24 protein-coding genes are annotated in these 25,359 nt (G+C 72.8%); 8 read left to right on the forward strand and 16 right to left on the reverse strand.

Going from position 1 to position 25,359, the window contains the following annotated elements; translation table 11 throughout:
• Positions 1–2: 2 nt before the first annotated feature.
• The 3 genes from NBW76_RS13875 to moeZ form a co-directional block, all read right to left on the reverse strand.
• Positions 3–3,290 carry an ATP-dependent DNA helicase gene (locus NBW76_RS13875; RefSeq protein WP_056553733.1) on the reverse strand — a complete coding sequence of 1,096 codons (3,288 nt, stop codon included), beginning with the start codon at positions 3,288–3,290 and terminating at the stop codon, positions 3–5.
• A gap of 31 nt (positions 3,291–3,321) precedes the next feature.
• A complete protein-coding gene (locus NBW76_RS13880) occupies positions 3,322–3,633 on the reverse strand; it encodes an MGMT family protein (RefSeq protein WP_056553730.1) in 312 nt (103 codons plus the stop codon).
• Between the two features lie 808 nt (positions 3,634–4,441).
• Positions 4,442–5,614: an adenylyltransferase/sulfurtransferase MoeZ gene (gene moeZ, locus NBW76_RS13885; RefSeq protein WP_055966622.1), complete on the reverse strand. Its 1,173-nt coding sequence runs from the start codon at positions 5,612–5,614 to the stop codon at positions 4,442–4,444.
• A 181-nt stretch (positions 5,615–5,795) separates the two neighbouring features.
• Between moeZ and NBW76_RS13890 the strand changes: the two genes are divergently transcribed.
• The 3 genes from NBW76_RS13890 (at position 5,796) to NBW76_RS13900 (ending at position 7,406) form a co-directional block, all read left to right on the forward strand.
• Positions 5,796–6,428 (forward strand): TetR/AcrR family transcriptional regulator, encoded by a 633-nt coding sequence (locus NBW76_RS13890; RefSeq protein WP_056553726.1) that lies wholly within the window; start codon positions 5,796–5,798, stop codon positions 6,426–6,428.
• A 77-nt stretch (positions 6,429–6,505) separates the two neighbouring features.
• Positions 6,506–6,745 (forward strand): DUF3107 domain-containing protein, encoded by a 240-nt coding sequence (locus NBW76_RS13895; protein ID WP_055966615.1) that lies wholly within the window; start codon positions 6,506–6,508, stop codon positions 6,743–6,745.
• Positions 6,746–6,761: 16 nt separating this feature from the next.
• The gene (locus NBW76_RS13900) at positions 6,762–7,406 is read left to right on the forward strand and encodes a DUF2461 domain-containing protein (RefSeq protein WP_056553722.1); all 645 of its coding nucleotides are present in this window, start codon (positions 6,762–6,764) and stop codon (positions 7,404–7,406) included.
• 87 nt (positions 7,407–7,493) lie between these two features.
• Here the strand turns inward: NBW76_RS13900 and NBW76_RS13905 are convergent, their stop codons facing one another.
• Positions 7,494–8,222 (reverse strand): ferritin-like fold-containing protein, encoded by a 729-nt coding sequence (locus NBW76_RS13905; protein WP_055966608.1) that lies wholly within the window; start codon positions 8,220–8,222, stop codon positions 7,494–7,496.
• Between the two features lie 182 nt (positions 8,223–8,404).
• On the opposite strand from NBW76_RS13905, the gene NBW76_RS13910 reads away from it, so the two are divergent.
• Positions 8,405–9,952, forward strand: a complete 1,548-nt coding sequence (locus tag NBW76_RS13910; RefSeq protein ID WP_369814976.1) for a DEAD/DEAH box helicase — start codon at positions 8,405–8,407, stop codon at positions 9,950–9,952.
• Between the two features lie 63 nt (positions 9,953–10,015).
• Here the strand turns inward: NBW76_RS13910 and NBW76_RS13915 are convergent, their stop codons facing one another.
• Positions 10,016–10,765 carry a ParA family protein gene (locus tag NBW76_RS13915; protein ID WP_056553719.1) on the reverse strand — a complete coding sequence of 250 codons (750 nt, stop codon included), beginning with the start codon at positions 10,763–10,765 and terminating at the stop codon, positions 10,016–10,018.
• A gap of 74 nt (positions 10,766–10,839) precedes the next feature.
• Here NBW76_RS13915 and NBW76_RS13920 point away from each other — a divergent pair, with 74 nt between their 5' ends.
• The 4 genes from NBW76_RS13920 to NBW76_RS13935 are packed head-to-tail and all read left to right on the forward strand — an operon-like array spanning position 10,840 to position 13,767.
• Entirely contained in the window at positions 10,840–11,595 is a 756-nt protein-coding gene (locus tag NBW76_RS13920; RefSeq protein ID WP_055966602.1) for an SDR family oxidoreductase, read from the forward strand.
• Positions 11,592–12,437, forward strand: coding sequence for an alpha/beta fold hydrolase (locus tag NBW76_RS13925; protein WP_056553716.1), 846 nt, complete (start codon positions 11,592–11,594; stop codon positions 12,435–12,437). The genes NBW76_RS13920 and NBW76_RS13925 overlap by 4 nt, the downstream gene beginning before the upstream one ends.
• Positions 12,434–13,054, forward strand: a complete 621-nt coding sequence (locus tag NBW76_RS13930; RefSeq protein ID WP_056553713.1) for a sulfite oxidase-like oxidoreductase — start codon at positions 12,434–12,436, stop codon at positions 13,052–13,054. Before NBW76_RS13925 ends, NBW76_RS13930 begins: the two co-directional genes overlap by 4 nt.
• On the forward strand, positions 13,051–13,767 hold the full coding sequence (locus NBW76_RS13935; RefSeq protein ID WP_235492922.1) for an FAD-binding oxidoreductase: 717 nt from the start codon (positions 13,051–13,053) through the stop codon (positions 13,765–13,767). Before NBW76_RS13930 ends, NBW76_RS13935 begins: the two co-directional genes overlap by 4 nt.
• Positions 13,768–13,774: 7 nt before the next feature.
• Here the strand turns inward: NBW76_RS13935 and NBW76_RS13940 are convergent, their stop codons facing one another.
• The 11 genes from NBW76_RS13940 to NBW76_RS13990 form a co-directional block, all read right to left on the reverse strand.
• The gene (locus NBW76_RS13940) at positions 13,775–14,413 is read right to left on the reverse strand and encodes a TetR/AcrR family transcriptional regulator (protein WP_082481854.1); all 639 of its coding nucleotides are present in this window, start codon (positions 14,411–14,413) and stop codon (positions 13,775–13,777) included.
• A 63-nt stretch (positions 14,414–14,476) separates the two neighbouring features.
• Positions 14,477–15,235, reverse strand: a complete 759-nt coding sequence (locus NBW76_RS13945) for a DUF4166 domain-containing protein (protein WP_082481928.1) — start codon at positions 15,233–15,235, stop codon at positions 14,477–14,479.
• Positions 15,232–15,927 (reverse strand): hypothetical protein, encoded by a 696-nt coding sequence (locus NBW76_RS13950; RefSeq protein WP_156364739.1) that lies wholly within the window; start codon positions 15,925–15,927, stop codon positions 15,232–15,234. The genes NBW76_RS13945 and NBW76_RS13950 overlap by 4 nt, the downstream gene beginning before the upstream one ends.
• 609 nt (positions 15,928–16,536) lie before the next feature.
• Positions 16,537–17,364: a PHP domain-containing protein gene (locus tag NBW76_RS13955; RefSeq protein WP_056553707.1), complete on the reverse strand. Its 828-nt coding sequence runs from the start codon at positions 17,362–17,364 to the stop codon at positions 16,537–16,539.
• Positions 17,365–17,374: 10 nt separating this feature from the next.
• Entirely contained in the window at positions 17,375–17,947 is a 573-nt protein-coding gene (locus NBW76_RS13960; RefSeq protein ID WP_055966587.1) for a histidine phosphatase family protein, read from the reverse strand.
• Positions 17,947–18,990, reverse strand: coding sequence for a MaoC family dehydratase (locus NBW76_RS13965; protein ID WP_056553704.1), 1,044 nt, complete (start codon positions 18,988–18,990; stop codon positions 17,947–17,949). Before NBW76_RS13965 ends, NBW76_RS13960 begins: the two co-directional genes overlap by 1 nt.
• A 70-nt stretch (positions 18,991–19,060) precedes the next feature.
• Positions 19,061–19,555 (reverse strand): general stress protein, encoded by a 495-nt coding sequence (locus NBW76_RS13970; RefSeq protein WP_055966582.1) that lies wholly within the window; start codon positions 19,553–19,555, stop codon positions 19,061–19,063.
• A gap of 53 nt (positions 19,556–19,608) precedes the next feature.
• Positions 19,609–22,197: a DEAD/DEAH box helicase family protein gene (locus NBW76_RS13975; protein ID WP_056553701.1), complete on the reverse strand. Its 2,589-nt coding sequence runs from the start codon at positions 22,195–22,197 to the stop codon at positions 19,609–19,611.
• 74 nt (positions 22,198–22,271) lie between these two features.
• Complete coding sequence (locus tag NBW76_RS13980; RefSeq protein ID WP_055966577.1) at positions 22,272–23,162, reverse strand: alpha/beta hydrolase; 891 nt, start codon at positions 23,160–23,162, stop codon at positions 22,272–22,274.
• A gap of 16 nt (positions 23,163–23,178) precedes the next feature.
• On the reverse strand, positions 23,179–24,372 hold the full coding sequence (locus NBW76_RS13985; RefSeq protein ID WP_055966574.1) for an acyl-CoA dehydrogenase family protein: 1,194 nt from the start codon (positions 24,370–24,372) through the stop codon (positions 23,179–23,181).
• A 107-nt stretch (positions 24,373–24,479) separates the two neighbouring features.
• On the reverse strand, positions 24,480–25,346 hold the full coding sequence (locus NBW76_RS13990) for a DMT family transporter (protein WP_200931753.1): 867 nt from the start codon (positions 25,344–25,346) through the stop codon (positions 24,480–24,482).
• Between the last annotated feature and the right edge of the window lie 13 nt (positions 25,347–25,359).

Here is a 25,359-nt window from a genome sequence, read left to right on the forward strand (position 1 = left end):
GGTCACGACGACTCCCCCTCCTCGGCGGCAGCGTGCCGGTGCTCGCGGACCAGGATCGACGCCCCGGCGTCGTGGGCGGGACAGACCCGGGTGAACTGGCAGTACCCGCAGCCGCCGGTGGCCTCGGTGGCGGCGACCTCCTCGTGGACGAGCGTGTGGACGCTGCGACGCAGCTGCTCGACCGCGAAGAACGGCGCGTCGGACGGCGCGTCAGCGGGTGGGGGAACCTGCTGCTGGACCTTGGTGGCGCCCCGGCTCTCCTGGCGCAGCTGGACCAGCTCGGCCCCGGCGGGTGGCGCGTCGCCGGCCAGGTCCCGGGTGGCGCCGTGCTGGACGACCAGCTGGTACAGGCCCAGCTGGGGGTGCTCGGCGAGCTCGTCGCGCGACGGCGAGCCCTTGCCGGTCTTGAGGTCGACGACGTGGACCCCGTCGGCGGACCTCTCGACGCGGTCCATCGAGCCCTTGAGCGCCACGGCGCGCCCCTCGACCTCGATCTCGACCTCGAACGGGTGCTCCGCCGCCAGCACGTCGCGCGGGTTGTCGCGGTGCCACTGGACGAAGCGGCCGAGCGCCTGCACCGCCTCGCCGCGTTCGCGCTCGCTGATCCACGGCGGGAGGTCGAGCTGGGCCCAGACGTCGTCGAGGTGCGTGGCGAGCTCGTCGGCATCGGGCTCGCGGCCCGAACGCACGACGTCGGCGGCGATGGCGTGCACGATGGAGCCGAAGCCCTGCGCACTCGTGGTGGCCTGCGCGCCGTGGGCCTCGTGGTCGAGGAACCACCGCAGCGGGCACTGCATGAGGGCCGAGACCTGGCTGCCCGAGAGCCGCAGGGGTTGGTCGTCGGGACGCCACGGAGCGTCGGACTCGGTGCGCTCGGCCAGGCCCCACCAGGCGGACGGGTGCGCCGAACGACCGGCCGGGTGGGTGGACAACCGAGCCAGCTGCTCGGCCACGCGTCGACGCTCGTCGGGGTCACGGGTGTGCTCGCCGATGCGGCGCAGCTCGGCCACGGCCGACCGCAGCGACAGTGCTCGGCGCGGCCGGTGCTCGGCCGGCGGAAGGGTCCGCGGGGCCGGGCGGGCGCTCGGGTCGTCGGCTGCCGACAGGTGCGCGTGCAGCTCGCCGACGAAGCGCGAGGGCTGGTCGCCCTCGTCGGAGCCGCTGGCGACCGCCGTGACCACGAGGTGCTCGCGCGCGCGACTGCACGCCACGTAGAACAGGCGGCGCTCCTCGGCCACCGCCTCGCGCACCGACGGGTAGGGTCCGAGGCCATCGCGGGTCAGGCGGTCGGGCTGCAGCAGGCTGCTGCGCAACCGGGTGTCGGGCCACTCGCCGTCCTGCACCCCGGCGACGACCACGAGGTCCCACTCCAGGCCCTTGGAACGGTGCGCGGTCATGAGCTGGACCCCCGACACGAGGTCGGTCGCCCCGGTGAGCGTCCCGGCGGGGATCTGCTGGGCCTCGAGGGCGCGCACGACCTCGCGGACGCCGCGGTGCGCCTGGCGCTCCTCGGCCCGGGCCGCCTCGGCGAACAGGGCGCACAGCGCGTCGAGGTCGTGGTGCGCACGCGCCGCACCGTCGCCGCCGCCCTCGGCCTCGGCGCGTAGGCGGGCCGGCCACGACGTGCCGTCCCACAGCTCCCACAGCACCTCCTCGGCCGAGGCGCCGCCGCGCACGAGGGCGACGGCAGAGGACAGCAGTCGGGCCACGCGACGGGCGGCTTCGACGGCCGACGCCGCCGGGCCCTCGACCACCAGGGTGTCGAGCAGGTGGGGGTCGGCCAGCGCCTCGGCGAGCAGCACTCGCGACGCACGGGGCGAGCCGTTGCGGGCGGTGTCGTCGGTGCGCAGCACCCGACCGAGCCGACGCAGCGCGGCGGCGTCGAGACCGCCGAGAGGTCCGGTGAGCAGCGCCGTGGCGGCCTCGGGGTCGAGGGCGTCGTGGTCGATGAGGGCCTGGGCGGCGTGCAGGCCGGCCAGCAGGGCACGCACCGCCGGCTCCACGGCCAGCGGGAGCTCGTCGCCCGCCACGTCGACGGGGACGCCTGCGGCGCTGAGCGCCCGGTGCAGCCGGTCGAGGTGCGGGGCCGACCGCACCAGGACGGCCATGCGCTCCCACGGCACCGGCGGCTCGGCCGCCAGGTGGGCCTCGCGCAGCAGCAGTGCCACGTGCTCGGCCTCGGCCGTGGCCGACGTGAAGGTGCGCACCTGCACCTCGCCCGTGCGCGACGGGTCGGTGGCCGGCGACCGCAGGGCCTCGAAGCGGTCGGCGTCGAGCGCTCCGAACACCCCACGGTTCTCGACGACCGACCTGACGGCATCGGCGATCGCCGCGCCGTAGCGGTTGGTGCGGGCCAGGGTGAGCGCCGGGGCCGGCCCGCGGACGGTGGCGAACCGCTCCCCGAAGTCGAGCGTGCCGCGCACGTCGGCCCCACGGAAGCCGTAGATGGACTGGTAGGGGTCACCGACCACCACGAGGTCGCGGCCGTCGCCGGCGAGGCGCCGGAGCAGCTCGACCTGCAGGGGGTCGGTGTCCTGGAACTCGTCGACCACCACGAGCCGGAGCCGACGCCGCCAGCGGTCGCGGCACTCCGGGTCGCCCAGCAGACGGACCGCGTGGTGCACGAGGTCGGTGTGGTCGATGGTGCCCTCGAGAGCGGCCACACCCGTGACCTCGTCGAAGAACAGCGACGCGGCCACCCAGTCGGGTCGGCCCGCCGCACTGCCGACGTCGTGCAGGTCGACCGCGTCGAGTCCCTGCGCCCGCGCCGCGGCGAACAGGCGCTGGAGCTCGGTGCTCATGCCGCGCGTGCGCAGCGCCTGGCGCAGCGGGACCGGCCAGCTCTCGGGGTCGGTGCCGTCGAGCAGCTCGGCCAGCCGGGCGTCGTGCTCGGGTGCGCTGAGCAGGGTGACCGGCCGACGGAACTCCTCGAGGTCCTGCTCGGCCCGCACGAGGGCGTAGCAGAACGCGTGGAAGGTCATGGCCGAGGTGGCGGAGGTGGTGCGGGCCAGCCGGCGCCCGATGCGGGCCCGGATCTCCTGCGCGGCGGCGCGGCTGAAGGTGAGGACGAGCACCTCGTCGGCGCGGACCGCACCGGACTCCACGCGCTGGGCCACGAGCTCGACCAGCGTCGTGGTCTTGCCGCTGCCGGGGCCGGCGAGCACCTGGAGCGGCCCGCCGGTCGTGGCGACGTGGTCGAGCACGGCCTGCTGGCTGGGGTCGAGCACCACGGCGGGACCTGCCGACGCCGGGCCCCCGGCGCGCTGCAGGCGGTACTCGGTCGTGGTCACACCACCATCTGAGCAGAGACCACCGACACGCTCAGACCGTGCCCTCCGGATCGACGTCGGTCCACAGCGCCTCGGCCATGTGCACCCGGCCGTTGCGCACGGGCGTCCCCTCGTCGGCCCAGTGCGCCTGCGCCTCGATCATGAGCGGCGGCACCATGGTGCCGTCGGCGCGCGGGACCCGCCACCAGCAGACGGCATGGCCGTGCGCCGACATGATCCGCCCGACGTAGCGCGGCCCGTAGCCGCCCGCGAGCAGCTCCGCGACGCGCCCGTACGGCAGCACGCGACCCGGCGGGATCAGCTCCACCAGGCTCAGCACGCGCTCGACGTAGGCCTCGTCCATGGGTCGATCATCGCCGACGTCGGGTCACGATCGGCCTGCGGCTTCGTCGGTGCGGCTGGGGCTCGACCTGCTGCTGCGTCGCTCGAGGTGGGTCTTCGGCTGCTGCTGCGTCGCTCGAGGTGGGACTTCGGTTGCTGCGTTGCTCCAGCTGGGTCGTGCCTTGCGGCTGCGTCGCTGTGGCTGCGAGTCGACGTGCGCTCCGAAAGGGCCTCGACCGGCGGATGGGTCCGGGCTCGGGTTGGGTTCTCGGAGCGCGGCTCGGGGGGACGCAAGGTTCTGCGTTCGTGCGTGAGGGGTCGAAGGATGCTGCGTTCGTGGTCGGATCCCGTCGTGAACGCAGCATCGTTCGGGGTTCTGCGCGCGAACGCAGAATCCTGCGTCCGGCGGGGGCTACGGCGAGGCGGGTGGGCAGGGATTCTCCCTTTGCGCGTAACGGTCCACGAGAAGGGAGAATCCCTGCCCCTACGGGGCCCAAGTCGTCGCCACGATGCTTCCTTCGCGTGGCACGGTCCACGCGAAGGACGAATCGTGCGCGGATCCCGCACAGATGAAGAATCGTGGCCGCGCCCCGCAGACCCAACCGGGTCGAGACCCACCGCTGCGGTCGAGGCCCTCTCGGAGACCGACTCCACTCGAAGCCGTAGAGGCGCAGCACCGACGCCACTGGAAGCCCCAGCAGCGCAGCACCGGACCCGCTCGAAGCCGCCCGCACCTACCCGACGCCGGCGTCGGGCCCCCCGACGCGACGAAGCCGCGAGGCGAGCACCCGAAGGCGCCCGCCCCGCGGCTTCGCCACGGGTCCAGCAGGTCAGTAGGTCGGCTGGCTCGGGTCGATCTGGTTGACCCAGGCCACGACGCCGCCGCCGACGTGCACCGCGTCCTTGTAGCCGGCACCCTTCAGCACGGCGAGCGCCTCGGCCGACCGCACGCCCGACTTGCAGTGGAGCACGACCTGCTTGTCGTCGGGCAGCTCGGAGAACGCCTTGCCGTTGAGGAAGTCGCCCTTCGGGATGAGGACCGAGCCCGGGATGTGGTTGATGTCCCGCTCGACCGGCTCGCGCACGTCGACGAGCACGAAGTCGCGGCCACCGTCGGCGCGCTCCTTCAGCCAGCCGTCGAGCGTGCCCACGGAGATCGTCGAGTCCGCTGCCGCATCGGCCGCCTCGTCGCTGATCGCACCGCAGAACGCCTCGTAGTCGCTCAGCAGCTCGGTGGGCAGCACGCCGTTCGGGTCGCGCTGGACCTTGAGCGTCGTGTACCGCATCTCGAGCGCGTCGTAGACCATGAGGCGACCGATGAGCGGGTCGCCGATGCCGGTGATCAGCTTGATGGCCTCGGTGACCATGATCGAGCCGATCGACGCGCACAGGACTCCGAGCACTCCGCCCTCGGCGCACGACGGGACCATGCCCGGCGGCGGCGGCTCGGGGTAGAGGTCGCGGTACTGCGGACCCTCCTGGGCCCAGAACACCGACACCTGGCCCTCGAAGCGGTAGATCGACCCCCACACGTAGGGCTTGCCGAGGATGACCGCGGCGTCGTTGACCAGGTAGCGCGTGGCGAAGTTGTCGGTGCCGTCGACGATCAGGTCGTACTGGGCGAAGATGTCGAGCACGTTGTCGGTGTCGAGCCGCTCCTGGTGCACGACGGTCTTCACGTACGGGTTGACCTCGGCCACCGACTCCGCGGCACTCACGGCCTTGGGCCGGTCGATGTCGGACTGGCCGTGGATCACCTGACGCTGCAGGTTCGACTCGTCGACCACGTCGTCGTCGATGATGCCGAGCGTGCCGACGCCGGCAGCGGCCAGGTAGAGCAGGGCAGGGCTGCCGAGACCGCCGGCTCCGATGACCAGCACCTTGGCGTTCTTGAGCCGCTTCTGCCCGTCCATCCCGACGTCGGGGATGATCAGGTGCCGGCTGTAGCGGCGGACCTCGTCGATGGTGAGTTCGTCGGCGGGTTCCACGATGGGGGCGACCACGGCTGCTCCTCGCAGGGACGGTGATGGGGGTACTCCCGGCTCAACGCCGGGCGTGTCCTCCATTGTTCCCCCGCCGACGTCGACCGCAGGGTGCCGTCCGCCCCCTGGGACGCGCCGTCGTCGCGGCGACGCGCGGAGCGCCCCGAAGGGCCCGCGTGGCACGGGGCACTAGGCTGACCGGGTGAGCGAGACCCCCACCCTGCGTCCGCGCGCCGGCCGACTGCCGCGACGCGCCCGACGCGCCCAGCTCCTGGAGGTCGCCCTCGAGGTCTTCGTCGAGCAGGGGTACCACGCCGCGTCGATGGACGAGATCGCCGAGCGTGCCGGAGTGTCCAAGCCGGTCGTGTACCAGCACTTCCCCGGCAAGCTCGACCTCTACCTGGCCCTGCTCGAGAGCTCGTGCGACGAGGTCGTCGACGAGGTCAAGCAGGCGCTCGCCTCCACGCAGGACAACCGTCGTCGCGTCGAGGCCACGATGGAGCTCTGGTACCAGTACGTCGCCGACCAGGGCGCCGCGTTCCGCCTCGTGTTCGAGTCCGACCTCACCAACGACCCCGACGTCCGGGAGCAGGTCGACCGGGTCGTGCGCGAGTCGGCCGTCGCGATCGCCGAGGTGATCCGCGAGGACACCGGCCTGCCGCAGGAGGCCGCGTACCTGCTGGCCGTCAGCCTCGTGGGCATGGGCCACGTCGGCGCGCGCAACTGGCTCTCGGAGTCGTCGGCGCTGTCGCAGGATGACGCCGTGCGGCTCGTCGCCGGGCTCGCCTGGCGCGGCATCGGCGGCTTCCCCCGCGAGACCAACGACCCCGCCTGACGCGGCACGGCCCGACCGGGCCCCACCTCGTCCGGCACCACACCCGCACCACACCAGACATCACGAGAGGACCGACCATGGAGGTCAAGATCGGCGTGCAGAACGCCGCCCGCGAGCTGTCCGTCGAGACCGACGAGGCGCCCGAGTCGGTGCTCGCCAAGCTCGACACCGCCCTGAAGGACGAGACGGTCTTCAGCCTCACCGACGAGAAGGACCGCACCGTCGCGGTCCCGGCCGACAAGGTCGCCTACCTGTACTTCACCGCCGACACCGGCCGCAAGGTCGGCTTCGGTGCGGTCACGCAGGAGACCACCTGACGGACCGGGGGCGCGCATGAGCTTCGAAGGCTTCCCCGTCGCGGCGCTCGACTTCTACGACGACCTCGAGGTCGACAACACGAAGGCGTTCTGGGAGGAGCACCGCCACGTCTACGACGCGGCGGTCAAGCAGCCCATGACCGCGCTCATGGCCGAGCTGGCCGACGAGTTCGTCCCTGACGGCGAGAGCGCGAAGATCTTCCGCCCGTTCCGCGACGTGCGGTTCTCGAACGACAAGACTCCCTACAAGACGCACCAGGGTGCGTTCGTGCCCGTGGCGCCCGCGACCGGGTACTACGTCCAGGTCGGCGCGCCCGGTGTGCGCACCGGAGTCGGGTTCTACCACGCCACGCCCGCCCGGCTCGCCTCGTTCCGCGAGGCCGTCGACCACGAGACCTTCGGGACCGGGCTCCAGCACATCGTCGCGCGACTGGAGGGCCGGGGCTGGACGGTCGGCGGCGACGCCGTCAAGACCGCGCCGCGCGGCTGGTCGGCCGACCACCCGCGCATCGACCTGCTGCGCCACCGCACGCTCACCCTCGGGCGCGACCACGGCTTCGAGCCGTACGTGCACACCGCCGAGCTGCTCGAGCACGTGCGCGAGGACTGGTGCGCCGGACGGACGTTCCTCGACTGGATCCTCACCCACGTCCGCGGCTGAGCGGTCGTCCGCTCAGGCGGCCAGGCCGACGCGCGCCATGCGTCCCGCGCGCTCGGTCGACCCCGAACCCCGACGACCCGGACCCGCTCAGGCGGCCAGGCCGAGGCGCGCCATGCGTTCGGTGTGCGCCTCGGTGATCCGGGTGAACATGCGCGAGATCGCGGTGAGGTCCAGCCCGGGCGTCTCGATGCCGCCGACGAGCACGGCGCTCAGCGCGTCGCGCTCGGCGACGAGCGTCTGGGCCTGGCGCAGGGCCTCCCCCATGAGCCGACGTCCCCAGAGCGCGAGGCGGCCGCCGACCCGGGGGTCGGCCTCGATCGCGGCGCGCACCTGGTCGACGACGAACTCCGAGTGCCCGGTGCCGCTGAGCGTGTCGACCACGATCTCGCGCGTCACCGGGTCGAGGTAGGCAGCGATCTCGCGGTAGAAGTCGGCGGCGAGCCCGTCGCCGACGTAGGCCTTCACGAGGCCCTCGACGAAGTCGGCCGGACGCGTCTTGCGGTGGAAGTCACCGAACGTGGCCTCGAACGGCTCCATCGCGGCGAACGGGTCCTCGCCCATCTCGACGAGGCGGTCGCGCAGGACCTCGAAGTGGTCGAACTCCGCCGCGGCCATCGTGGCCACCTCGACCTTGCTGCTCAGGTCGGGCGCCATCTGGGCGTCGGCGACGAGTCGCTCGCACGCGCTCAGCTCGCCGAAGGCGAGCACGCCGAGCAGCTCCACGACGCCGCGGCGGTAGTCCGGATCGTCCAGGGCCGAGGGCGCGGGGGCCTCCGGAGGGGGGCCCGAGCGGCCTGACTTCGCGTTCTTCGCCATGCGCCGCAGCGTAGCGCGCTGGGGACCCGCCGCCGCCTGTGTGCCGCCGCAGGGGCCGAGACGGGTAGACTGGCCTTGCCCTTGGGGCCGTATCTCCGTCGTGAGGTCTCGGACGCACCGTCGTCGCCGACACACGACACGTATCGAGATCCCTCTCTGTTCCCTCACGAAGACGAGTACCTGTGACCACGTTCACCGATCTGGGCGTCATGCCCGAGATCGCCGACGCGCTCGACGCGGTCGGCATCAGCAGCCCGTTCCCCATCCAGGAGATGACCCTCTCCGTGGCCCTCATGGGCACCGACCTCATCGGTCAGGCCCGTACCGGCACCGGCAAGACGTTGGCGTTCGCCATCCCGGTCATCCAGCGCACCGTCGCGCCGCACGACGCCGACTACGACCAGCTGGCAGCCCCCGGCAAGCCCCAGGCACTGGTCGTGGCCCCGACGCGAGAGCTCGCGCTCCAGGTCGCCAACGACTTCAAGACGGCGTCGGCCAAGCGCGGTACCCGCAACATCACCATCTACGGTGGCGTCCCCTACGAGGGCCAGCTCGACGCGCTCGAGAAGGGCGTCGACATCGTCGTCGGCACGCCCGGCCGCATCCTCGACCTCGCCAACCGCGGCGCGCTCGACCTCTCGCACGTCAAGTCGCTCGTGCTCGACGAGGCCGACGAGATGCTCGACCTCGGCTTCCTGCCCGACGTCGAGTCGATCCTGGCCAAGACGCCCGAGACCCGCCAGACGATGCTGTTCTCGGCGACCATGCCGGGCGCCATCGTGTCGCTCGCGCGCAAGCACATGCGCCACCCCATGAACATCAGGGCGGAGTCCCCGGAGGAGAACGACACCGTTCCCGCCACCGCGCAGTTCGTGTGGCAGGCGCACGAGCTCGACAAGGCCGAGGTCATCGCCCGGATCCTGCAGGCCGAGGACGTCCAGCGCGTCATCATCTTCACCCGCACCAAGCGCACCGCCCAGCGTGTGGCCGACGACCTCATCGATCGCGGCTTCCCGGCGTCGCCCCTGCACGGCGACATGGCCCAGGGCGCCCGGGAGAAGGCGCTGCAGGGCTTCCGCGACCACAAGGTCGACGTGCTCGTGGCCACCGACGTCGCCGCACGCGGCATCGACGTGGCGAACATCAGCCACGTCATCAACTACAACTGCCCCGAGGACCACAAGACGTACGTGCACCGCATCGGGCGCACGGGTCGCGCCGGCGCCTCGGGCATCGCCGTCACCTTCGTCGACTGGGCCGACCTGTCGCGCTGGAAGCTGATCAACGCCGAGCTGGACCTGCCGTTCGCCGAGCCGCAGGAGACGTACTCCACGTCGGACCACCTGTTCCACGACCTGGGCATCGACCGCTCGGTCAAGGGCCGGCTCAAGCCGCCGTCGCCCAAGGAGCCCCGCAAGGACGGCGACCGTGGTCGCGGCGGCCAGGGCGGTCGGGGCCAGGGTGGACGCAGCCAGGGCGGGGACCGCAGCCGCGGCTCGGACCGCCGACGCTCCGACGATCGCCAGCAGAACGGTTCCGGCCAGGACCGACCGGGCCGGAACGCCCCGGCGTCCGGCGACCCCGGCCAGGGTGGCGAGGGCAAGGAGGGCGGCGCGAGCCGCAACCGTCGCCGTCGTCGCACCCGCAGCGGCCAGCGCGTCGAGGGTCAGGGCTCCGGCGCCCAGGGCGGCACCGAGGCGGCGGCCTCCGCGCCGCGCTCGTCCGACTGACGCACGACCCGACGCGAAGGGGCCCCACGCACGGCGTGGGGCCCCTTCGGCGTTCTCGAGCGGTCAGAGCAGGCTCTTGGCCACCTCGCGGTAGGCCTCGGCCCCCTTGTGGTTCGTGTGCACGCTGAGGATCGACCGCCCGATGGCCGGAGCCTCGGCGAACCGGATCGACTTCGGGATCGGCGGGCTCAGCACCGGCAGCTCGAACTGCTCCTCGATGGAGGCGAGCACGGCACGGGCGTGGTTGGTGCGGCCGTCGAACATCGTGGGCAGCACGCCGGCGACCTCGAGCTCGGAGTTGATGAACTGCTTGACGTCGTGGACGGTGTCGAGCAGCTGCAGCACGCCGCGGTGCGAGAGGGTCTCGGCCTGCAGCGGGATGACGACCTTCTGCGACGCCGACAGCGCGCCCACCGTGAGCACGCCGAGAGTGGGCGGGCAGTCGATGACGACGAGGTCGTAGTCGTCGGCGACCTTGTCGAGCGCCACCCGCAGCCGCTGCTCGCGGCCGGTCCGGCTCACCAGGGCCTCCTCGGCATGCGTCACCGTGACGTTGCTGGGAAGCAGGTGCATGCCGTCCTCGGTGACCACGATGGCGTCGGCCGGCTTGGCCTTGCCCAGGAGCACCTCGCCGACGGTCACGTCGAGGTCCTCGGGGTCGATGCCGAGGGAGAACGTGAGTCCGCCCTGCGGGTCGAGGTCGACGAGGAGGACTCGTTTGCCGAGCTCGGCGAACGCCGCGCCCAGCGATGCCACGGTGGTCGTCTTGCCGACGCCACCCTTCTGGTTCACCACGGAGATCGTCGTCGTCACGGGGTCATCATGCCACCCGTCGGGGCCCTGCGACCCCAGCGTCCTGACCCGTGGTCACGTGGCATGCTGACGGTATGACCCGAGCCCTCGTCACCGGTGCCACCGCAGGCATCGGCCTCGCCTTCACCCGTGCCCTCGCCGCTCGCGGCCACGACGTCGTGCTGCTCGCCCGCGACGGCGACCGGCTCGAGCAGGTGGCCGCCGAGGTCCGCACGAAGCACGGGGTCCGGGCCGACGTCGTCGTGGCCGACCTGACCACGCCCGAGGGCCTCTCCGCGGCCGAGGACGCGCTCGCCAGCAGCACCTCGCCCGTGGACCTGCTGGTCAACAACGCCGGCGCCTCGCTGCCCGGCTGGTTCGGCACCACCGACATCGCCGACGAGGACCGTCAGCTCGACCTGCTCGTGCGCGCCCCCATGCACCTCATGGACGTGGCCATCAAGGCCATGGCGGGGCGGGGGCAGGGCAGGATCGTCAACGTCTCGAGCGTGGCCGCGTTCACGCCACGCGGAACCTACTCGGCCCACAAGGTCTGGCTGGTCAACCTGTCGCGCTGGGCCGACTGGCAGTACGCCGACGCCGGGGTCCGCGTCATGGCCCTGTGCCCGGGCTTCGTGCGCACCGAGTTCCACCAGCGGGCGGACATGGACGTCTCGGGCGTCCCGCGGTGGATGTGGCTCAACGCCGACAAGCTCGTGAAGGCGGCGCTGTCGGACCTCGACAAGGGCAAGTCGCTGTCGGTCCCGAGCCTGCGCTACAAGGTGCTCGCCACGATCTCGCGGTACGCCCCCACCTCGATCGTCGCCCGGATCGCCAAGCGCGGTCGATGAGCACGCCCCGCACGCTGGAGCTCCCGCCGGGGGTCGAGGCGTCCGTCGTCCGCACCGCACGCGGGGAGGTCGCCGTGCACCGGGTCCGAGCCGACGGCAGCGGCACGCGGGGGCACGTGCTGATGGTCCCGGGGTGGACCGGCAGCAAGGAGGACTTCACGCCGATGCTGCCGCTGCTGGCCGACGCCGGGTTCGACGCGACGGCGTACGACCAGCGAGGCCAGTACGAGTCCGTGGCCGACGAGGCGGACGACTTCAGCCTCGCGGGCCTGGCCGCCGACGCAGCGGCGCTCGCTGCCGAGGTCTCGTCCGGCCCGTCGCACCTGCTGGGCCACTCCTTCGGCGGCCTGGTGGCGCAGACCGCCGCGGCGGACCACGTGCGCGCCTGGACGAGCCTGAGCCTGCTGTGCACCGGACCCGCCGCGCTGGGATCCACGCCCGGACGTCCCCTCGAGCGTCTCGTGGCCGAGCTGGACGGCTCGGCCACGATGGCCGAGGTGTTCCGTGCGCTGAAGGGCCCCGCGCTGGGCGTGAACCCGCCGGCCGTCGAGGCGTTCCTCCTCGACCGCTTCGAGCGGAACTCCCGAGCGGGCCTGCGGGCGTTCACCCAGCACCTGGTCGACGCCCCGGACCGCGTCGCCGACGTGGCCGCCACCGGCCTGCCGGTGTGGGTGGGTCGTGGTGCGGGTGACGACGCGTGGCCGCATGCTGTGCAGGACGACATGGCAGCCCGGCTCGGCACCACCGTCCACGTGGTGGCCGGTGCCGACCACTCCCCTGCCGTCGAGAACCCCGTCGGCCTGGCGGCCGCGTGGCTGCCCTTCCTGGAGGAGACGTCATGACCGACGAGCCCGTCACGCGTGGATTCGTGGGACGCCGGCGCCCCGCGCAGTCCGACCGCCTCCCTCCCGGGCAGTACGACACCGGGCGGCTGTGGCCGGTGCTGTCGGCCGAGCCGACCCCCACCGTCGACCGGGACCGCTGGGAGCTCACGGTCGACGGAGCCGTGCTGGAGTCGCACACGTGGGACTGGGCCGCACTACGGGCCCTGCCGCACGCGACGACGACGGTCGACATCCACTGCGTGACGACCTGGTCGCGGTTCGACACCCCGTTCACCGGGGTGAGCGTCGAGACCCTCCTCGACGTGTGCGGGGTCGCCACCGGCGCCACGCACGTGGTGGCGCACTCGCGCACCGGCTACACGACGAACCTCCCGCTCGACGACGTGCGCGCGGACCGCGCCTGGGTGGTCTGGGACGCAGACGGCTCTCCTCTCACCCCGGAGCACGGCGGACCGGTGCGGCTGCTCGTCCCGCACCTGTACTTCTGGAAGTCCGCCAAGTGGCTGACCCGCCTCGAGCTGCTCGACCACGACGAACCGGGCTTCTGGGAGCGCGGCGGCTACCACGACCGTGGCGACCCGTGGCGCGAGCAGCGCTACCAGGGCGATCCGTGACGGCCGAGACACCCTCGGTGTCGGGCGACGTGACCGGCTGGCAGCTGGCGACCGTGCGCACGGTGGACCATCCGACCCAGGGCTTCGTCCGGCTGCGCCTGGAGCTGCCGGAGCCGGCCTCTCATCGCGCCGGGCAGCACTACGTCGTGCGCCTGCGCGCCGAGGACGGCTACACCGCGCAGCGGAGCTACTCGACGGCCTCGGCGCCGGGTGACCCGCTCGTGGAGCTCATGGTCGAGCGGATGGACGACGGCGAGGTCTCGGGCTTCCTGCACGACGACGTGCGCGTGGGCGACACGTTCGAGGTGCGGGGACCGATCGGCCGCTGGTTCACGTGGGACGGCTCCACGCCGGCCCTGGCGTTCGCGGGCGGCTCCGGGGTGGTGCCGATGGTCTCGATGCTGCGCCACGCGATCGGCACCGGTGCTGCGGAGGCGCTGCGGGTCGTCGTGGTGGCGAAGTCCCTCGCCGCGCTGCCCTACGCCGACGAGCTGCGCGCCTCGGGGGCGTTCGTGGCGCTCACGCGCGAGAACCTGGGGTCGCGCGTGGCTGCTCCCCCGTACCCGGACGAGGTGGCGCCGCTGCTCGACGGCGTCGAGGCGGCATACGTGTGCGGGTCCGTCGGCTTCGTCGGCTATGCGACCCGCCTGCTGCAGGAGCAGGCCTTCCCCGCCGACGCGATCCGCGTCGAGCAGTTCGGCGAGACGGGCTAGACCGTCCCTAGCGACCGCGCAGCACGCTGCGGACGGCGCGTCGGGCGATCGGTCCGAGCCCGTCGAGCAGCTCGGCCACGGGACGCAGGCGCGCGAGGGGGTCCTCGACCGCCGCGGCGTCGTGGGTCCGCGTCGGCTCCATCAGCTCGATGCCGACGAACGCCGACGACGCGAGGTCCGTGAGCACGTCGGCGTCGAAGAGCTCGCCGACGGGCGACGTCTCCAGCAGGCGCTGCAGCGCGGGGCGAACGGCAGCCGACCACAGTCCGATGGCCTCGCCGGCCGCTGCCGCGAGCGCCGGGTTCCCGTGCGAGGCGGCGAGCACCTGCGCCAGCACCGCGACGTTGCCCGCCTCACGCTCGTCGGCCCGGACCCGGTCGGCGACGTCGAGGAGCGCGCCGAAGCTGGTCACGGTGGCCAACGCGTCGCGGTAGCGGTCGACCCGCTCGGCGGTCGTGACCCGGCACGCCTCGGCGACGAGCCCGTCGACGGTGCCGAAGTGGTAGAACACCAGCGCCTGGTTGACCCCGCCGGTCGTCGCGATCGTGCGCGCCGACAGCTTCGCGATCCCCTGCTCACGGATCGTCTGCATCGTGGCGTCGACGAGGCGTCGACGCGTCTGCAGCGTGCGGGGGTCGTCGCTCACGTCACGAGCCTATCGGCGAGCGACGCCCGGGTCGGCGCCGCGCCGCGCGCCCCCGACGACGGTTCACACCCGGGTCTGCTCGCGGTACGGGCGCACGGCAGCCGGGACGGTCGAGGCGTCGACGAACGTGGTCGTGAAGCGGCCGTGGTAGCCGAACACCGGACCGACCACGTCGTGGTGCACCTCCACCCGGATGCGGTAGCACTGCTCGCTCTCGTCCCAGTGCTCACGCACCACCGCGCGGCCGCACACGAGCGGGTGCATCCGCAGGCTCACCGGGCCCTCGTGCAGCCGCATCACCGAGCTCTCGATGCGCAGACCGCCCCCACCCGGCACGGCGTCGTCCACCGCGAGGGCGAGGTCGGCCGCGACGTGCTGGTGGGTCCCGAGGTAGTCGACGACGACGTCGCGCCCTGGGCCCCGCGAGGAGTCGAGCACCATCGTGGCGTCGAAGCGTCGACGCCGTCCCGGTGCCACCTCGAACGTGCGGACGAACGTGACCGTCTCGCGACCGTGGTCGTCGAGGTAGGGGTAGTTCTCGATCGCGAAGGGGATGCCGCGGCCGGTCTCGGGGAAGAGCAGGTTCCGGCGGGCTCCGAGGCGCAGGAACGGGGCCACGACCGGCCGTCCGCGCCACACCTCGTCCATGACGCCGCGCCCCACGCACGCCCGTCGGTCGCTCGCGTTCACGCCGAACCGCTCCTGCATGCGCGGGTGCAGCCGGTGGAAGTCCGACCTCATGGCGCGGGCGAAGATCGAGACGTCCGGGCTGGTCGCCGGCGCCGGGGTGCCGGCGACGGGCCGGAGCTGCGTGACGGTCATGCGAGGACCTCCTCGGTCCGGGTCGCGGCCGGGTGCCAGGACCAGGTCGTGCGGCGGGCGGACGGTCGCCACGGCAGCGGCGGAGCGGTCCAGGCGAGCGCACCGCCGACCAGGGTGGCGACGAGGGCGGGCACGGCTCCCAAGGACAGGCCCAGGAGGCCGACGAGCGTCACCAGGGCGAGGCGGGCGCCGATGTCGAGCAGCGCGACGGCCGCCGAGACCTCGGGTGCGATCCCGCGATCGGCCCAGAGCTGCAGCCTGTCGAAGGACCATGCCGTGCCCCAGGCCATGAGGGGGCGGAAGACGCGGTCGACGCTGCCGCCGCGCGCCCGGTAGTCGTAGCCGGTCTCGAACGACGTGCCGGCGGGTCCGTGGTCCCCGAGCAGCGGGCGGTACCGCCAGTAGCCGGACCCGACCACGATCGGCGACAGCGGGTTCGGGCACGCGAAGGTGAGGGCCGACGTCGCGCCACCGTCGGCGGAGCGTCGCTCCCCCGCGTGCGTCCCGGTGCCACGGACCCCGAACCGCCGATAGGTGAACTCCCCCGGCACCGTCGGCTCGATGCGGCCGAAGCGCACGTCCCACCGCGAGTGCTGCGCCGGGTCCTGCGTGAGCGCCCACAGGCGATCGACGTCGGAGCGGGTCACCACGGCCACGTGGATGCCGTGGCGTGGAGTGCGGGGTGGGGTCATCGTTCCTCCTGGGTCTTGAACAGTCGCTCAAGGGAACGATGACACATTTTGAGCAAATGCTCAAGTGGCCGTGATGCTGCGCCCGACCGTGCGCTGTGCAGGCTCGGCGGCGGGTGCGCGTGCTCGCTGCTGCGTTGCCGCGACCCCGAGCGGAGCCGGCCCCCGAAAGGGCCTCGACCGGAGCGGGCCGCCGGGCTCGGCCAAGCTCGCGGGCCGCGGGTGACGCAGGATTCTGCCTTCGTGAGCGCAAGGCCGAACGATGCTGCATTCGTGTCCGATTCCCGACTCGAACGCAGCATCCTTCGCACTTCTGCACACGAACGCAGAATCTTGCGTCCGGCGGGCAGGCCGGCCCCGCGTGCCCGACCGACCCTGGCCCCACCCGCCGGTCGAGGCCCTTTCGGAGCGCAGGTCGAGACCCTGCCGCGCCGACGCAGCAGCGAGGCGCGACGTGCTCGAGGCGGGCGCCGCACCCCGGCGATGGGTCGGAGGTAGGCAGCGCACCGAATCCGGCCGCCATCAGGTACGACACCTACCGCCGGACGGCGAAGAAGGTGCGAGACCTACCTCTGACGGCCCAGACGGGCGCCGGGCGTCCGGCACGGGACGTCAGTGACCCAGCAGGCGCTCGTACTCCGCGGGGTCGGTGAGGTTGGCGCCGAGGTGGAAGGCCGAGCTCTTGCCCGTGCCGTGGTAGTCGCTGGAGCCGGTGACCACGAGGTCCAGACCCCTGGCGATGTCGCGCAGACCGCGACGCGACCACTCGTCGTGGTCGACGTGGTCGGCCTCGATGCCGTCCAGGCCCGCCGCTGCGAGCTCCTCGAACGCGGCCGACGTGAGCACGCGGTCGCTCCCCCGCGACCACGGGTGCGCCACGACGGCGCTGCCGCCGGCCGCCTTCAGCAGCCTGATCGTCTCGAGCAGCGGCGCGGCGTAGCGCCCGACGTACGCCTTCCCGCGACTGTTCAGCCACCCCTGGAACGCCTCGTCACGGTGGCCGATGTAGCCCTTGGCGACCATCGCGTCGGCCACGTGGGGACGCCCCGAGGCCGCAGCCGACCCCGACTGCAGCGCGACGTCGGCCTCGGTGATCTCGATGCCGTGCTCGGCCAGCCTGGCCAGGATCCGCGGGAGCCTCTGGTCGCGGCCGTCGAGCACCCGGTGCAGCTCCTCCACCAGCGGGAGGTGGTCCGGGTCGAAGCCGTAGCCCAGCAGGTGCACGCTCTCGCCCTGGAACGTCGTCGAGATCTCGATGCCGGGGACCACGACGACGTCGAGACCGTCGGCGGCCGCGAGCGCCTCCTGCCATCCGGTGGTCGCGTCGTGGTCGGTCAGCGCGACGACGTCGAGCCCGGCCTGCGCGGCGTTCCGCACCAGCTCCGTGGGCGAGTCCGTGCCGTCCGAGCGGTGGGAGTGGGTGTGGAGATCGATCCTCACGATGGCCAGACTAGGGCGTGGCCGTGACGTTCCAGCGCTGGACCACCGGCTGGCCCCGGTCGTCGCCCAGCACGGAGTAGGTGGCGGTGTCGAGGTCGAAGATCCGACCGTCCGGCACCGGCAGGCCCAGCCAGCGTGCGGCGAGCACCCGCAGGCTGTGCCCGTGGGCGAAGACCAGGGCACGCCCCTCGGTGGCCCGCACCCGCGCCACCACGCGGTCGAGACGTCCAGCCACGTCATCGGCGCTCTCCCCGCCCGGCACGGGGTGGCTCCAGATGGTCCAGCCCGGCACCTGCTCGCGGATCTGCGGCGTGGTCAGCCCCTCGTAGTCGCCGTAGTCCCACTCCGCCAGGTCACCCTCGACCGTGGCCTCGCCGAACCCGGCGAGCGCTGCCGTGCGGCGCGCCCGCAGACGAGGGCTCGTGAGCACGAGGTCGAAGTGCTCGTCCGCCAGGACCGGGGCCAGGGCTCGTGCCGTGGCCTCGCCTGCAGGAGTGAGCGGCAGGTCCGTCGTGCCCGTGTGCTTGCCGACGGCGCTCCACTCGGTCTCCCCGTGCCGGACGAGGAAGAGCGTGGCGCCCATCAGCGCGGGACCAGGACCCACAGGTCGAGGTCGAGCAGCACGCCGTCGGCGTACTTCCCGTCCTCGCCGTGCAGGGTGGTGCTCTCGTCGCGGCCCTTCGTCGCCACCAGGCGCAGGCGGAGGGCTCCGACACCCGTCCCCTCCCAGGCGGCGGGCGTGGCCTTGTCGAGCACCTCCGACCACGCGTACACGGTGTCACCCGCGAACGCCGGGGCCACGTGGGAGCCGGCGTTGATCGCCGCCACCAGCTGCGCGTTGGCGAGCCCGTTGAACGAGAGCGCACGGGCCATCGAGATCACGTGCCCGCCGTAGACGAGCTGCTTGCCGTCGGGGCGGGCCTCGGTGTTGAAGTGGACCTTGGCGGTGTTCTGCCACAGGCGCGTGGCCATCATGTGCTCGGCCTCGCTCAGGGTCACGCCGTCGACGTGGTCGATCGTCTCGCCCACCGTGTAGTCGTCGAAGCGGTGCGGCTCGCCGGCGGCCGACGTGTCGTAGTGGGTGAGGTCGAGCCCGGCCGGGAGCACCAGGTCGTCGGGGGCGACGGCGTCGGCCACTGCCGGGACGACCGTCTCGGGGGCCGGCGCGTCAGCGTCCCGCTTGTGCACCATGACCCAGCGCACCCAGTCGAGCGCGACCTCGCCCCGCTGGTTGGTGGCCGTGGACCGCACGTAGACGACACCGGTGCGACCGTTGGAGTTCTGCTTGAGGCCGATGACCTCCGAGCTGGTCCGCAGCGTGTCGCCGGTGACCACGGGCCGATGGAACCGGCACTCGGCGTACCCGAGGTTCGCCACGGCGTTGAGCGAGACGTCGGGGACCGTCTTGCCGAAGGCCACGTGGAAGGCGACGAGGTCCTCGACCGGGTGCGGAGCCAGGCCGACCGAGGCGGCGAACTCCGCCGACGACGGGATCGCGAACCGCGTCGGGTAGATCGCACCGTAGAGGGCGCGGTCGCCGTCGGTGATCGTCCGCGGGGTGGCGTGCTCGATCACCTGCCCGACGCTGAAGTCCTCGAAGAAGTTGCCGGGGTTGGTCTTGGTCATGGCTCTCCTGGTTCGCGTCCCGTCGGCCTCGACGAGACGTGGGACGTCGCGGCGCTCGTGCCGCGGTGGGTCAGACGAACGGGTTGGGGCGGGCACCCGGGAGGTCGGCGATGAGCTCCTGCGCCTTGGCCCGGTGCTTGTGCTCGACCATCACCTCGTACTTGGTGGCGACGACGCTGCTGACCGAGCTGAAGTCCCTCCGGCCCCGGGTGGCCGCGTAGCCGAGCAGGGCCCACACGACGCCAAAGACGATCCCGATGCCGAGACCGCCGACGACCGTCTGCAGCCACGTGCTCTCCTCGCTGAAGATGCCGAGCAGGAGGCCCACGAGCACACCCAGCCAACCGCCGGAGGCCGCTCCGGCGCCGGCGACGCGGCTGGTCGTCAACCGCCCGGTCACCCGCTCGACCTGCTTGAGGTCGGTGCCGACCACGAGCAGGTTCTGGACCGGGAACTCCTTGTCGGAGAGGTGGTCGACGACCTTCTGGGCGGTGGCGTAGTCGTCGTAGACACCGAGCGACTGGGGGAACTCGAGCGAGAAGAGTCCCTGGTTCACGGGAGGCATGCGGTCAGTCTAGGCCGCGGCCCACCGCGCGCCCCGTGGTCGCCGTCTGGTGGTCACGACCAGCTCGAGCGCAGCAACGTCACCACGTCGAGCGGCGTGGTGCCGTACGCCGAGACCAGGGCGGCCGTCCCGACGTCCGAGCCGGCCGCGACCACGGTCGACGGGCCGAACCACCGCGCCCAGGCCTGCTCGAACGCTCGCCGACGTCCGGCGTTGCGGCCGAGCTCGGCGGGGACCCCGAACCAGGTCCGGGCGACGGGACGGGCGCGGCCGAGCAGCACCCGCCAGCCGGCCCCGGCGGTCGGCGAGGGTGCCTGGTGCCGCGCAATGAGCCACCGTGGGGCGACGACCGGACCCAGGAGCTCCTCGACCAGGTCGACGAACAGCGACGACGTCGACGCGTCCGCGTCGAGCTCGAACCGGTAGGTGCCCGTGGCGTCGACCACGGCCCGCACCCCGACCGCACCGGGGCCGCCGAGCCCGGCGGACGCCATGGCGTCGGCCACCACCCACGCATGCGCGGCGAGCCCGGGGTCACGCGACGCCTCCCGCGCCGCGTCCCACGGCGACCACCGCGCTGACCGACCGGTCCCGACGACACCTGCCTCGCCCATCCGCGCCCAGGGCGGCGTGGGGGCGTCCACGGTCCGCGGTGGCTCGGTCTCCCTCGACGGCCCCTCCTCCCGGACCCGGATGGCTCGCCGCACCTCGTCGCGGTACGCCTCCCCCACCCGCCAGCGTGCGCGGATCACGTCGCGCTCGGCCGTCCGCTGGGCCATGTCCAAGGTGACCACCGGGAAGAGGTCGGTCTCCGGCGGCGCGAACGGCGAGAACCGTGCGTCCACGTGGGCGACCCCGGAGACGACCTGGCCGTCGTCGTCCACGCCGAAGTAGCCGTCGTGCTTGCGGACGAAGCGGCGCCAGTCGGAGTCACCACCGGGGTGGTCGGGTGCCACGCAGACCACGCTCCACGTCGTGGCGACCTTGTCGGGCCACGTCGGGTCGACGCGCAGGGCGCGGCCCCGGGTCTGCGTCACGGCCGACGTGGTCGACGCCGTCGACAGGTCGACGAGGGTCGAGACCCGGGGTGCGTCCCACCCCTCGCCGAGCAACGCTCGGGTGCCCACGAGCACGTCGCAGTGCCCCGCCTGGAAGGCACGGGTCACGAGCGGCACCCACCGTCGGCTCGACCACGCGCCCACCAGCCGGTGGAACCGGCCCTCGAGGCCGGGCAGCGGCTCCGTGGCCAGGTCGAGGCCCGGGTCCAGCCCACGGAGCACCTCGACCAGCCGGCCAGCGTGCTCCGCGCCGGCCGCGACGGTGCGCCCGGTGAGCAGCACCGGCTCGAAGCCCGCGTCGAGCAGGGCGTCCATGACCTCCAGCGCCGAACCGTGCTCGGCCGGCGCGTCGCGCAGCACGAGCGACGACGTCGGTGAGGCGCGCTCGTGGTCGCACACCACCACGGCCCGCAACCGGTCGCCGAGGGCGGACCGCTCGGCCAGCAGCACCTCGGCCGCGGCGCGCATCTTGTTGGCACTGCGCGACAGCACGCGGTCCACCGCGGACCCGGCCCCGCTCACCCCGCGGCGGGTGACCCGGAACCCGATCCCCGGCATCGCCTTGCGCAGGTCCTCGATGACGGAGCGGTCCTGGTCGAGCTCGCTGCGGGCCAGGCAGCCACGCACCCAGTCGTCGACGAGCCGCGCCCAGTCGTCGGCCGTCAGGTCGGTGCGGTGCTGCTCGCGCAGCACCGCACCCTCGGGCAGGTCGAGCAGCCCGGCGGCGACGAGTCGCAGCACCGAGGTCGCCAGCTCGGGCTCGTCGCGCTCGAGAAGGGCCCACGGGACGGGGAGCTCCCCGATCCTCCGGTCGAACCAGACCAGCAGAGGCACGGACCCGTACCCGGGGCTCAGCAGCTCGGTGGTCAGCTCGGCGAACCTCGTCGCCGAGGACGCGAGCCACGCCTCCTCCTCGTCCGAGGGGCGGGTCAGCCAGGCCAGCTCCGCGAACGGTGCGAGGACACCCTCGCGAACGGCCGCAGGGATCGACGCCTGGTAGACCACGTCACCGAACAGCTCGTCGACCTGCTCGGCCTGGCGACGGCTCAGGACGCCGGGCGGGGTGGCCGTGAGGCCGAGCACGAGCACGTCCTCCAGGGGGTCGAGCACCTCGCGGAGCAGGGCTCCCCAGACCTCGAGCAGGTGGTGGCACTCGTCGAGCAGCACCGCGAGGGGTCCGGCGTCCCGCAGCGCGGCGACGAGCGCCCGTCCGTTGTCGTGCAGGCGGTCGACGAGACTGCCCTCGTCCCCGTCCTCGCCCTCGTCGGGCGAGAACGAGGCGAGCGACTGGTAGGTGAGCACCGTGACGTCGGCCGTGAGGTCCCGCTCGGCACTCGCGGGCCCTCGTCCGTACCGCTCCCAGGTGGCGATCCACTGTGCCTGGATGGCGGTGTTGGGGACGAGGACGACGGCGCGCCGGCCCTCCTCGGCGAGGCGTGCGGCCACCAGCTCGGTGCCGAGGACCGTCTTGCCGGCCCCGGGCGGGAGCGACACCCAGTACCGACGTCGACCGGCCGCCCGCGCCCGCTCCACCGCGGCCAGGGCCTCGGCCTGGAAGCGCCGCAGGACGAAGGGGTCGGGCATGGCGTCCTCTGCGGGTCGGGAAGGTGGTCGCGATCTGCCAGCGTAGGAGCCGGGCCGCCCCCTCGCCCGACCGCTCAGGCCACGGGCACGTGACGACCCAGGAACGCCAGCTCGTCGCGCACCGTCGTCTCGAACTCCTCGCCCACGTAGATGTCGAAGTGGCCGGTGTCGCGGCGCACCACCTCGCCGTGCGGCGCGCGTGCGACGTGCCGCAGCGTGGCCCTCGCCGGCGCCACCGTGTCGCGCTCGCAGACCACGAAGAGGGCCGGACAGCCAAGACGGCGGGCACGGGCCCCGGGGCGCCCGGTGGCGATCGAGAGGGCCACGCGCGCCGCGACCTCGTTGCGGAAGGTCGAGCCGTCCTCGACCAGCGCGAGGTAGCCGGGAACGGCGTCCGGCGCGGTCATGAGGGCGACGGTGCCCGGCTCCCCCGCGAGGGGGATGGTCCGAGGGGGACGACGGAACCACGAGCCGACCAGGTCGCGAAGCGCCCTGGCCGTGACCCGCAGGGACGTCAGCGGGCGCACGGCGAGGCTCGACGCCAGGCCGTCGGTGTACGGGCACTGCGACACCACGGCAGCCAGGCGCGGATCCTGCGCGCCCACGGCGATGACGTGCCCACCGGAGAACGAGGACCCCCACAGCACGACCCGGTCGGGGTCGACGCCCGGCAGCGTCCGCGCGAACGCGACCGCCGCCGCCCAGTCCTGGCGTTGACGCCGGACCGAGAGCAGCTGGCGCGGCTCGCCGCCGCTCGCACCGAAGTGCCGGTAGTCGAACACCAGGCACACGTATCCCGCCTCGGCGAAGCGCTCGGCGAACGCGTCGAGCCGCATCTCCCGCACGCCGCCCAGGCCGTGGGCCATGACGACCACCGGACGGCCGGGGTCGCCGGCGGGTCGGTACACCCAGGCCGCGCAGGACGTCCCGTGCGACGTGAACGTGACGTCCTCGCGCTGCGTCATCGGTCCGTCGCCCCGGTCAGAGCTTGTAGTCCTTGAGGAGCGCCCGGCCGATGATCATCTTCTGGATGTCGGACGTGCCCTCGCCGATCAGCATGAACTTGACCTCGCGCATGAGGCGCTCGATCTCGTACTCCTTGGAGTAGCCGTAGCCGCCGTGGATGCGGAAGGAGTCCTCGACGACCTCGTTGGCGTACTCGCTGGCAAGCATCTTGGCCATGCCGGCCTCGACGTCCATGCGCTTGCCGGTGTCCTTCAGGCGGGCCGAGCGGACCATCATGGCGTGGATCGTCTCGACCTTGGTGGCCATCTCGGCCAGGCGGAACAGCACGGCCTGGTGGTCGGCGATCTGCTTGCCGAAGGTCTTGCGCTGCTGGGCGTAGGCGATCGCGAGCTCGAAGCCCCGGATCGCGAGGCCGCAGGCGCGGGCGGCGACGTTGACGCGCCCGACCTCGACACCGTCCATCATCTGGAAGAAGCCCTTGCCGGGCTCGCCGCCGAGGATCTGGTCGGCCGAGATCTTGTGGTCCTCGAGGATCAGCTCGGTCGTCTCGACGCCCTTGTAGCCCATCTTCGCGATCTTGCCGGGCACCGTGACGCCCTGGGCCGTCTCGCCGAAGCCCGGCTCCTTCTCGACCAGGAACGTGGTCATGTTCTTGTAGACCGAGTCCGCACCCTCGTCGGTCTTGCACAACGTCGCCACGAGCGTGGACGTGCCGCCGTTGGTCAGCCACATCTTCTGGCCGGTGATCGAGTACGAGCCGTCGTCGGCCTTCGTGGCCTTGGTCGAGATCGCCGAGACGTCGGACCCCAGGCCCGGCTCGGACATGCTGAACGCGCCGCGGACCTCGCCGGTGGCCATCTTCGGCAGGTACTTCTTCTTCTGCTCCTCCGTGCCGTGCTGGATCAGCAGGTAGGCGACGATGAAGTGGGTGTTGATGACGCCCGAGACGCTCATCCAGCCGCGGGCGATCTCCTCGACCACGAGCGCGTACGTCAGCAGCGACTCCCCCAGCCCGTCGTACTCCTCGGGGATCGTCAGGCCGAAGACGCCGAGCTCCTTGAGTCCCTCGATGATCTCGGTCGGGTACTCGTCGGCGTGCTCGAGCTCCTGGGCGACGGGGATGATCTTCTCGTCGACGAACTCGCGGATCGTCGAGAGGATCGCGGTCTGCTCCTCGGTGAGGCCCTCGGTGCTGGCAAGACGTCCCATGCGTGCTCCTGAGTCTGGTGGGGTGACGTCCTGACCATACCGATCGGTAACGTCGCGCACCGCCCGACCTCGGGTGACCCACGGCACGTCGCCGCTGCGAGTCCCGCTCAGGCGACCGGTTCGACGGGGGTGCGTCGGGAGCGCACCACGACCACCAGACCCACCACGACGAGCCCCAGCCCGAGGTACACCCCGGCCGGAGGCGCCTGCCCGAGGAAGGCTGCGGCGAGGAGCGCCGCCGCGGGGACCTCGAGCAGCAGGAGCAGGGAGATGACGGTCGGGCTCATGACGACGAGCAGGTGGTTCAGCACCGAGTGCCCCAGCAGCTGGGCGCACACGGTGACGGAGGCGAGCAGCACCCACACGCGGGCGTCGTAGCCGACGAAGGAGGCGCCGGTGGCGACGCAGCCGACGGCCAGGACGAGTGCGCACACCCCGTAGCAGAGCGTCGTGTAGTGGGTCGTGGTCAGGCGCCGCCGGGCGCCCTCCCCCGCCACGAGGTAGAGCGCGGCACCGAGTCCGCCCACGATCGCGAGCAGGTCGCCCAGCAGGGCTCGCGACGACACGGTGAAGTCGACGCCCGAGACGACGAGCACTCCGACCGAGGCCACCGTGCAGCCGACGACGACCCGGCGCCCGGGCCGCACCCCCCGCAGCCGGTCGATGGCCACCACCCACACCAGCTGGGTGCACGTCAGCGCCGTCGCGGCCGCCACCGTCGTGAGCTTGAGCGCACCCACCCAGGCGGCGAAGTGCACCGCGAGCATCAGGCCGGCGAAGACCGTCCCGCGCAGGTCACGCCACCGCAGGCCCGCCAGGTCGGCGCGCCGACGCACCGCGAACGGCGCGAGCACGGCCGTCGCCGCGGCGTTGCGCCAGAAGGCGATGACCAGGGCGGGTGCAGCCGTCGCTGCCATCAGCGGTCCGGAGGCGCTGACGCCCAGCAGGGCGACGACCGCGAGGAACCAGGTCACGGGCGGACCCGTG

The organism is Aeromicrobium sp. Leaf245, assembly GCF_942548115.1.
GTDB lineage: Bacteria > Actinomycetota > Actinomycetes > Propionibacteriales > Nocardioidaceae > Aeromicrobium.

What these genes read in the sequence shown, in the direction of transcription:
- NBW76_RS13925 (WP_056553716.1), top strand. Translation starts at nt 11,592, where the DNA reads ATGAGCACGCCCCGCACGCTGGAGCTCCCGCCGGGGGTCGAGGCGTCC.
- NBW76_RS13920 (WP_055966602.1), top strand. Translation starts at nt 10,840, where the DNA reads ATGACCCGAGCCCTCGTCACCGGTGCCACCGCAGGCATCGGCCTCGCC.
- NBW76_RS13945 (WP_082481928.1), bottom strand. Translation starts at nt 15,235, where the DNA reads ATGACCGTCACGCAGCTCCGGCCCGTCGCCGGCACCCCGGCGCCGGCG.
- NBW76_RS13905 (WP_055966608.1), bottom strand. Translation starts at nt 8,222, where the DNA reads ATGGCGAAGAACGCGAAGTCAGGCCGCTCGGGCCCCCCTCCGGAGGCC.
- NBW76_RS13895 (WP_055966615.1), top strand. Translation starts at nt 6,506, where the DNA reads ATGGAGGTCAAGATCGGCGTGCAGAACGCCGCCCGCGAGCTGTCCGTC.
- NBW76_RS13965 (WP_056553704.1), bottom strand. Translation starts at nt 18,990, where the DNA reads ATGACCAAGACCAACCCCGGCAACTTCTTCGAGGACTTCAGCGTCGGG.
- NBW76_RS13985 (WP_055966574.1), bottom strand. Translation starts at nt 24,372, where the DNA reads ATGGGACGTCTTGCCAGCACCGAGGGCCTCACCGAGGAGCAGACCGCG.
- NBW76_RS13960 (WP_055966587.1), bottom strand. Translation starts at nt 17,947, where the DNA reads ATGGGCGCCACGCTCTTCCTCGTCCGGCACGGGGAGACCGAGTGGAGC.
- NBW76_RS13900 (WP_056553722.1), top strand. Translation starts at nt 6,762, where the DNA reads ATGAGCTTCGAAGGCTTCCCCGTCGCGGCGCTCGACTTCTACGACGAC.
- NBW76_RS13970 (WP_055966582.1), bottom strand. Translation starts at nt 19,555, where the DNA reads ATGCCTCCCGTGAACCAGGGACTCTTCTCGCTCGAGTTCCCCCAGTCG.
- NBW76_RS13975 (WP_056553701.1), bottom strand. Translation starts at nt 22,197, where the DNA reads ATGCCCGACCCCTTCGTCCTGCGGCGCTTCCAGGCCGAGGCCCTGGCC.
- NBW76_RS13880 (WP_056553730.1), bottom strand. Translation starts at nt 3,633, where the DNA reads ATGGACGAGGCCTACGTCGAGCGCGTGCTGAGCCTGGTGGAGCTGATC.
- NBW76_RS13950 (WP_156364739.1), bottom strand. Translation starts at nt 15,927, where the DNA reads ATGACCCCACCCCGCACTCCACGCCACGGCATCCACGTGGCCGTGGTG.
- NBW76_RS13980 (WP_055966577.1), bottom strand. Translation starts at nt 23,162, where the DNA reads ATGACGCAGCGCGAGGACGTCACGTTCACGTCGCACGGGACGTCCTGC.
- NBW76_RS13930 (WP_056553713.1), top strand. Translation starts at nt 12,434, where the DNA reads ATGACCGACGAGCCCGTCACGCGTGGATTCGTGGGACGCCGGCGCCCC.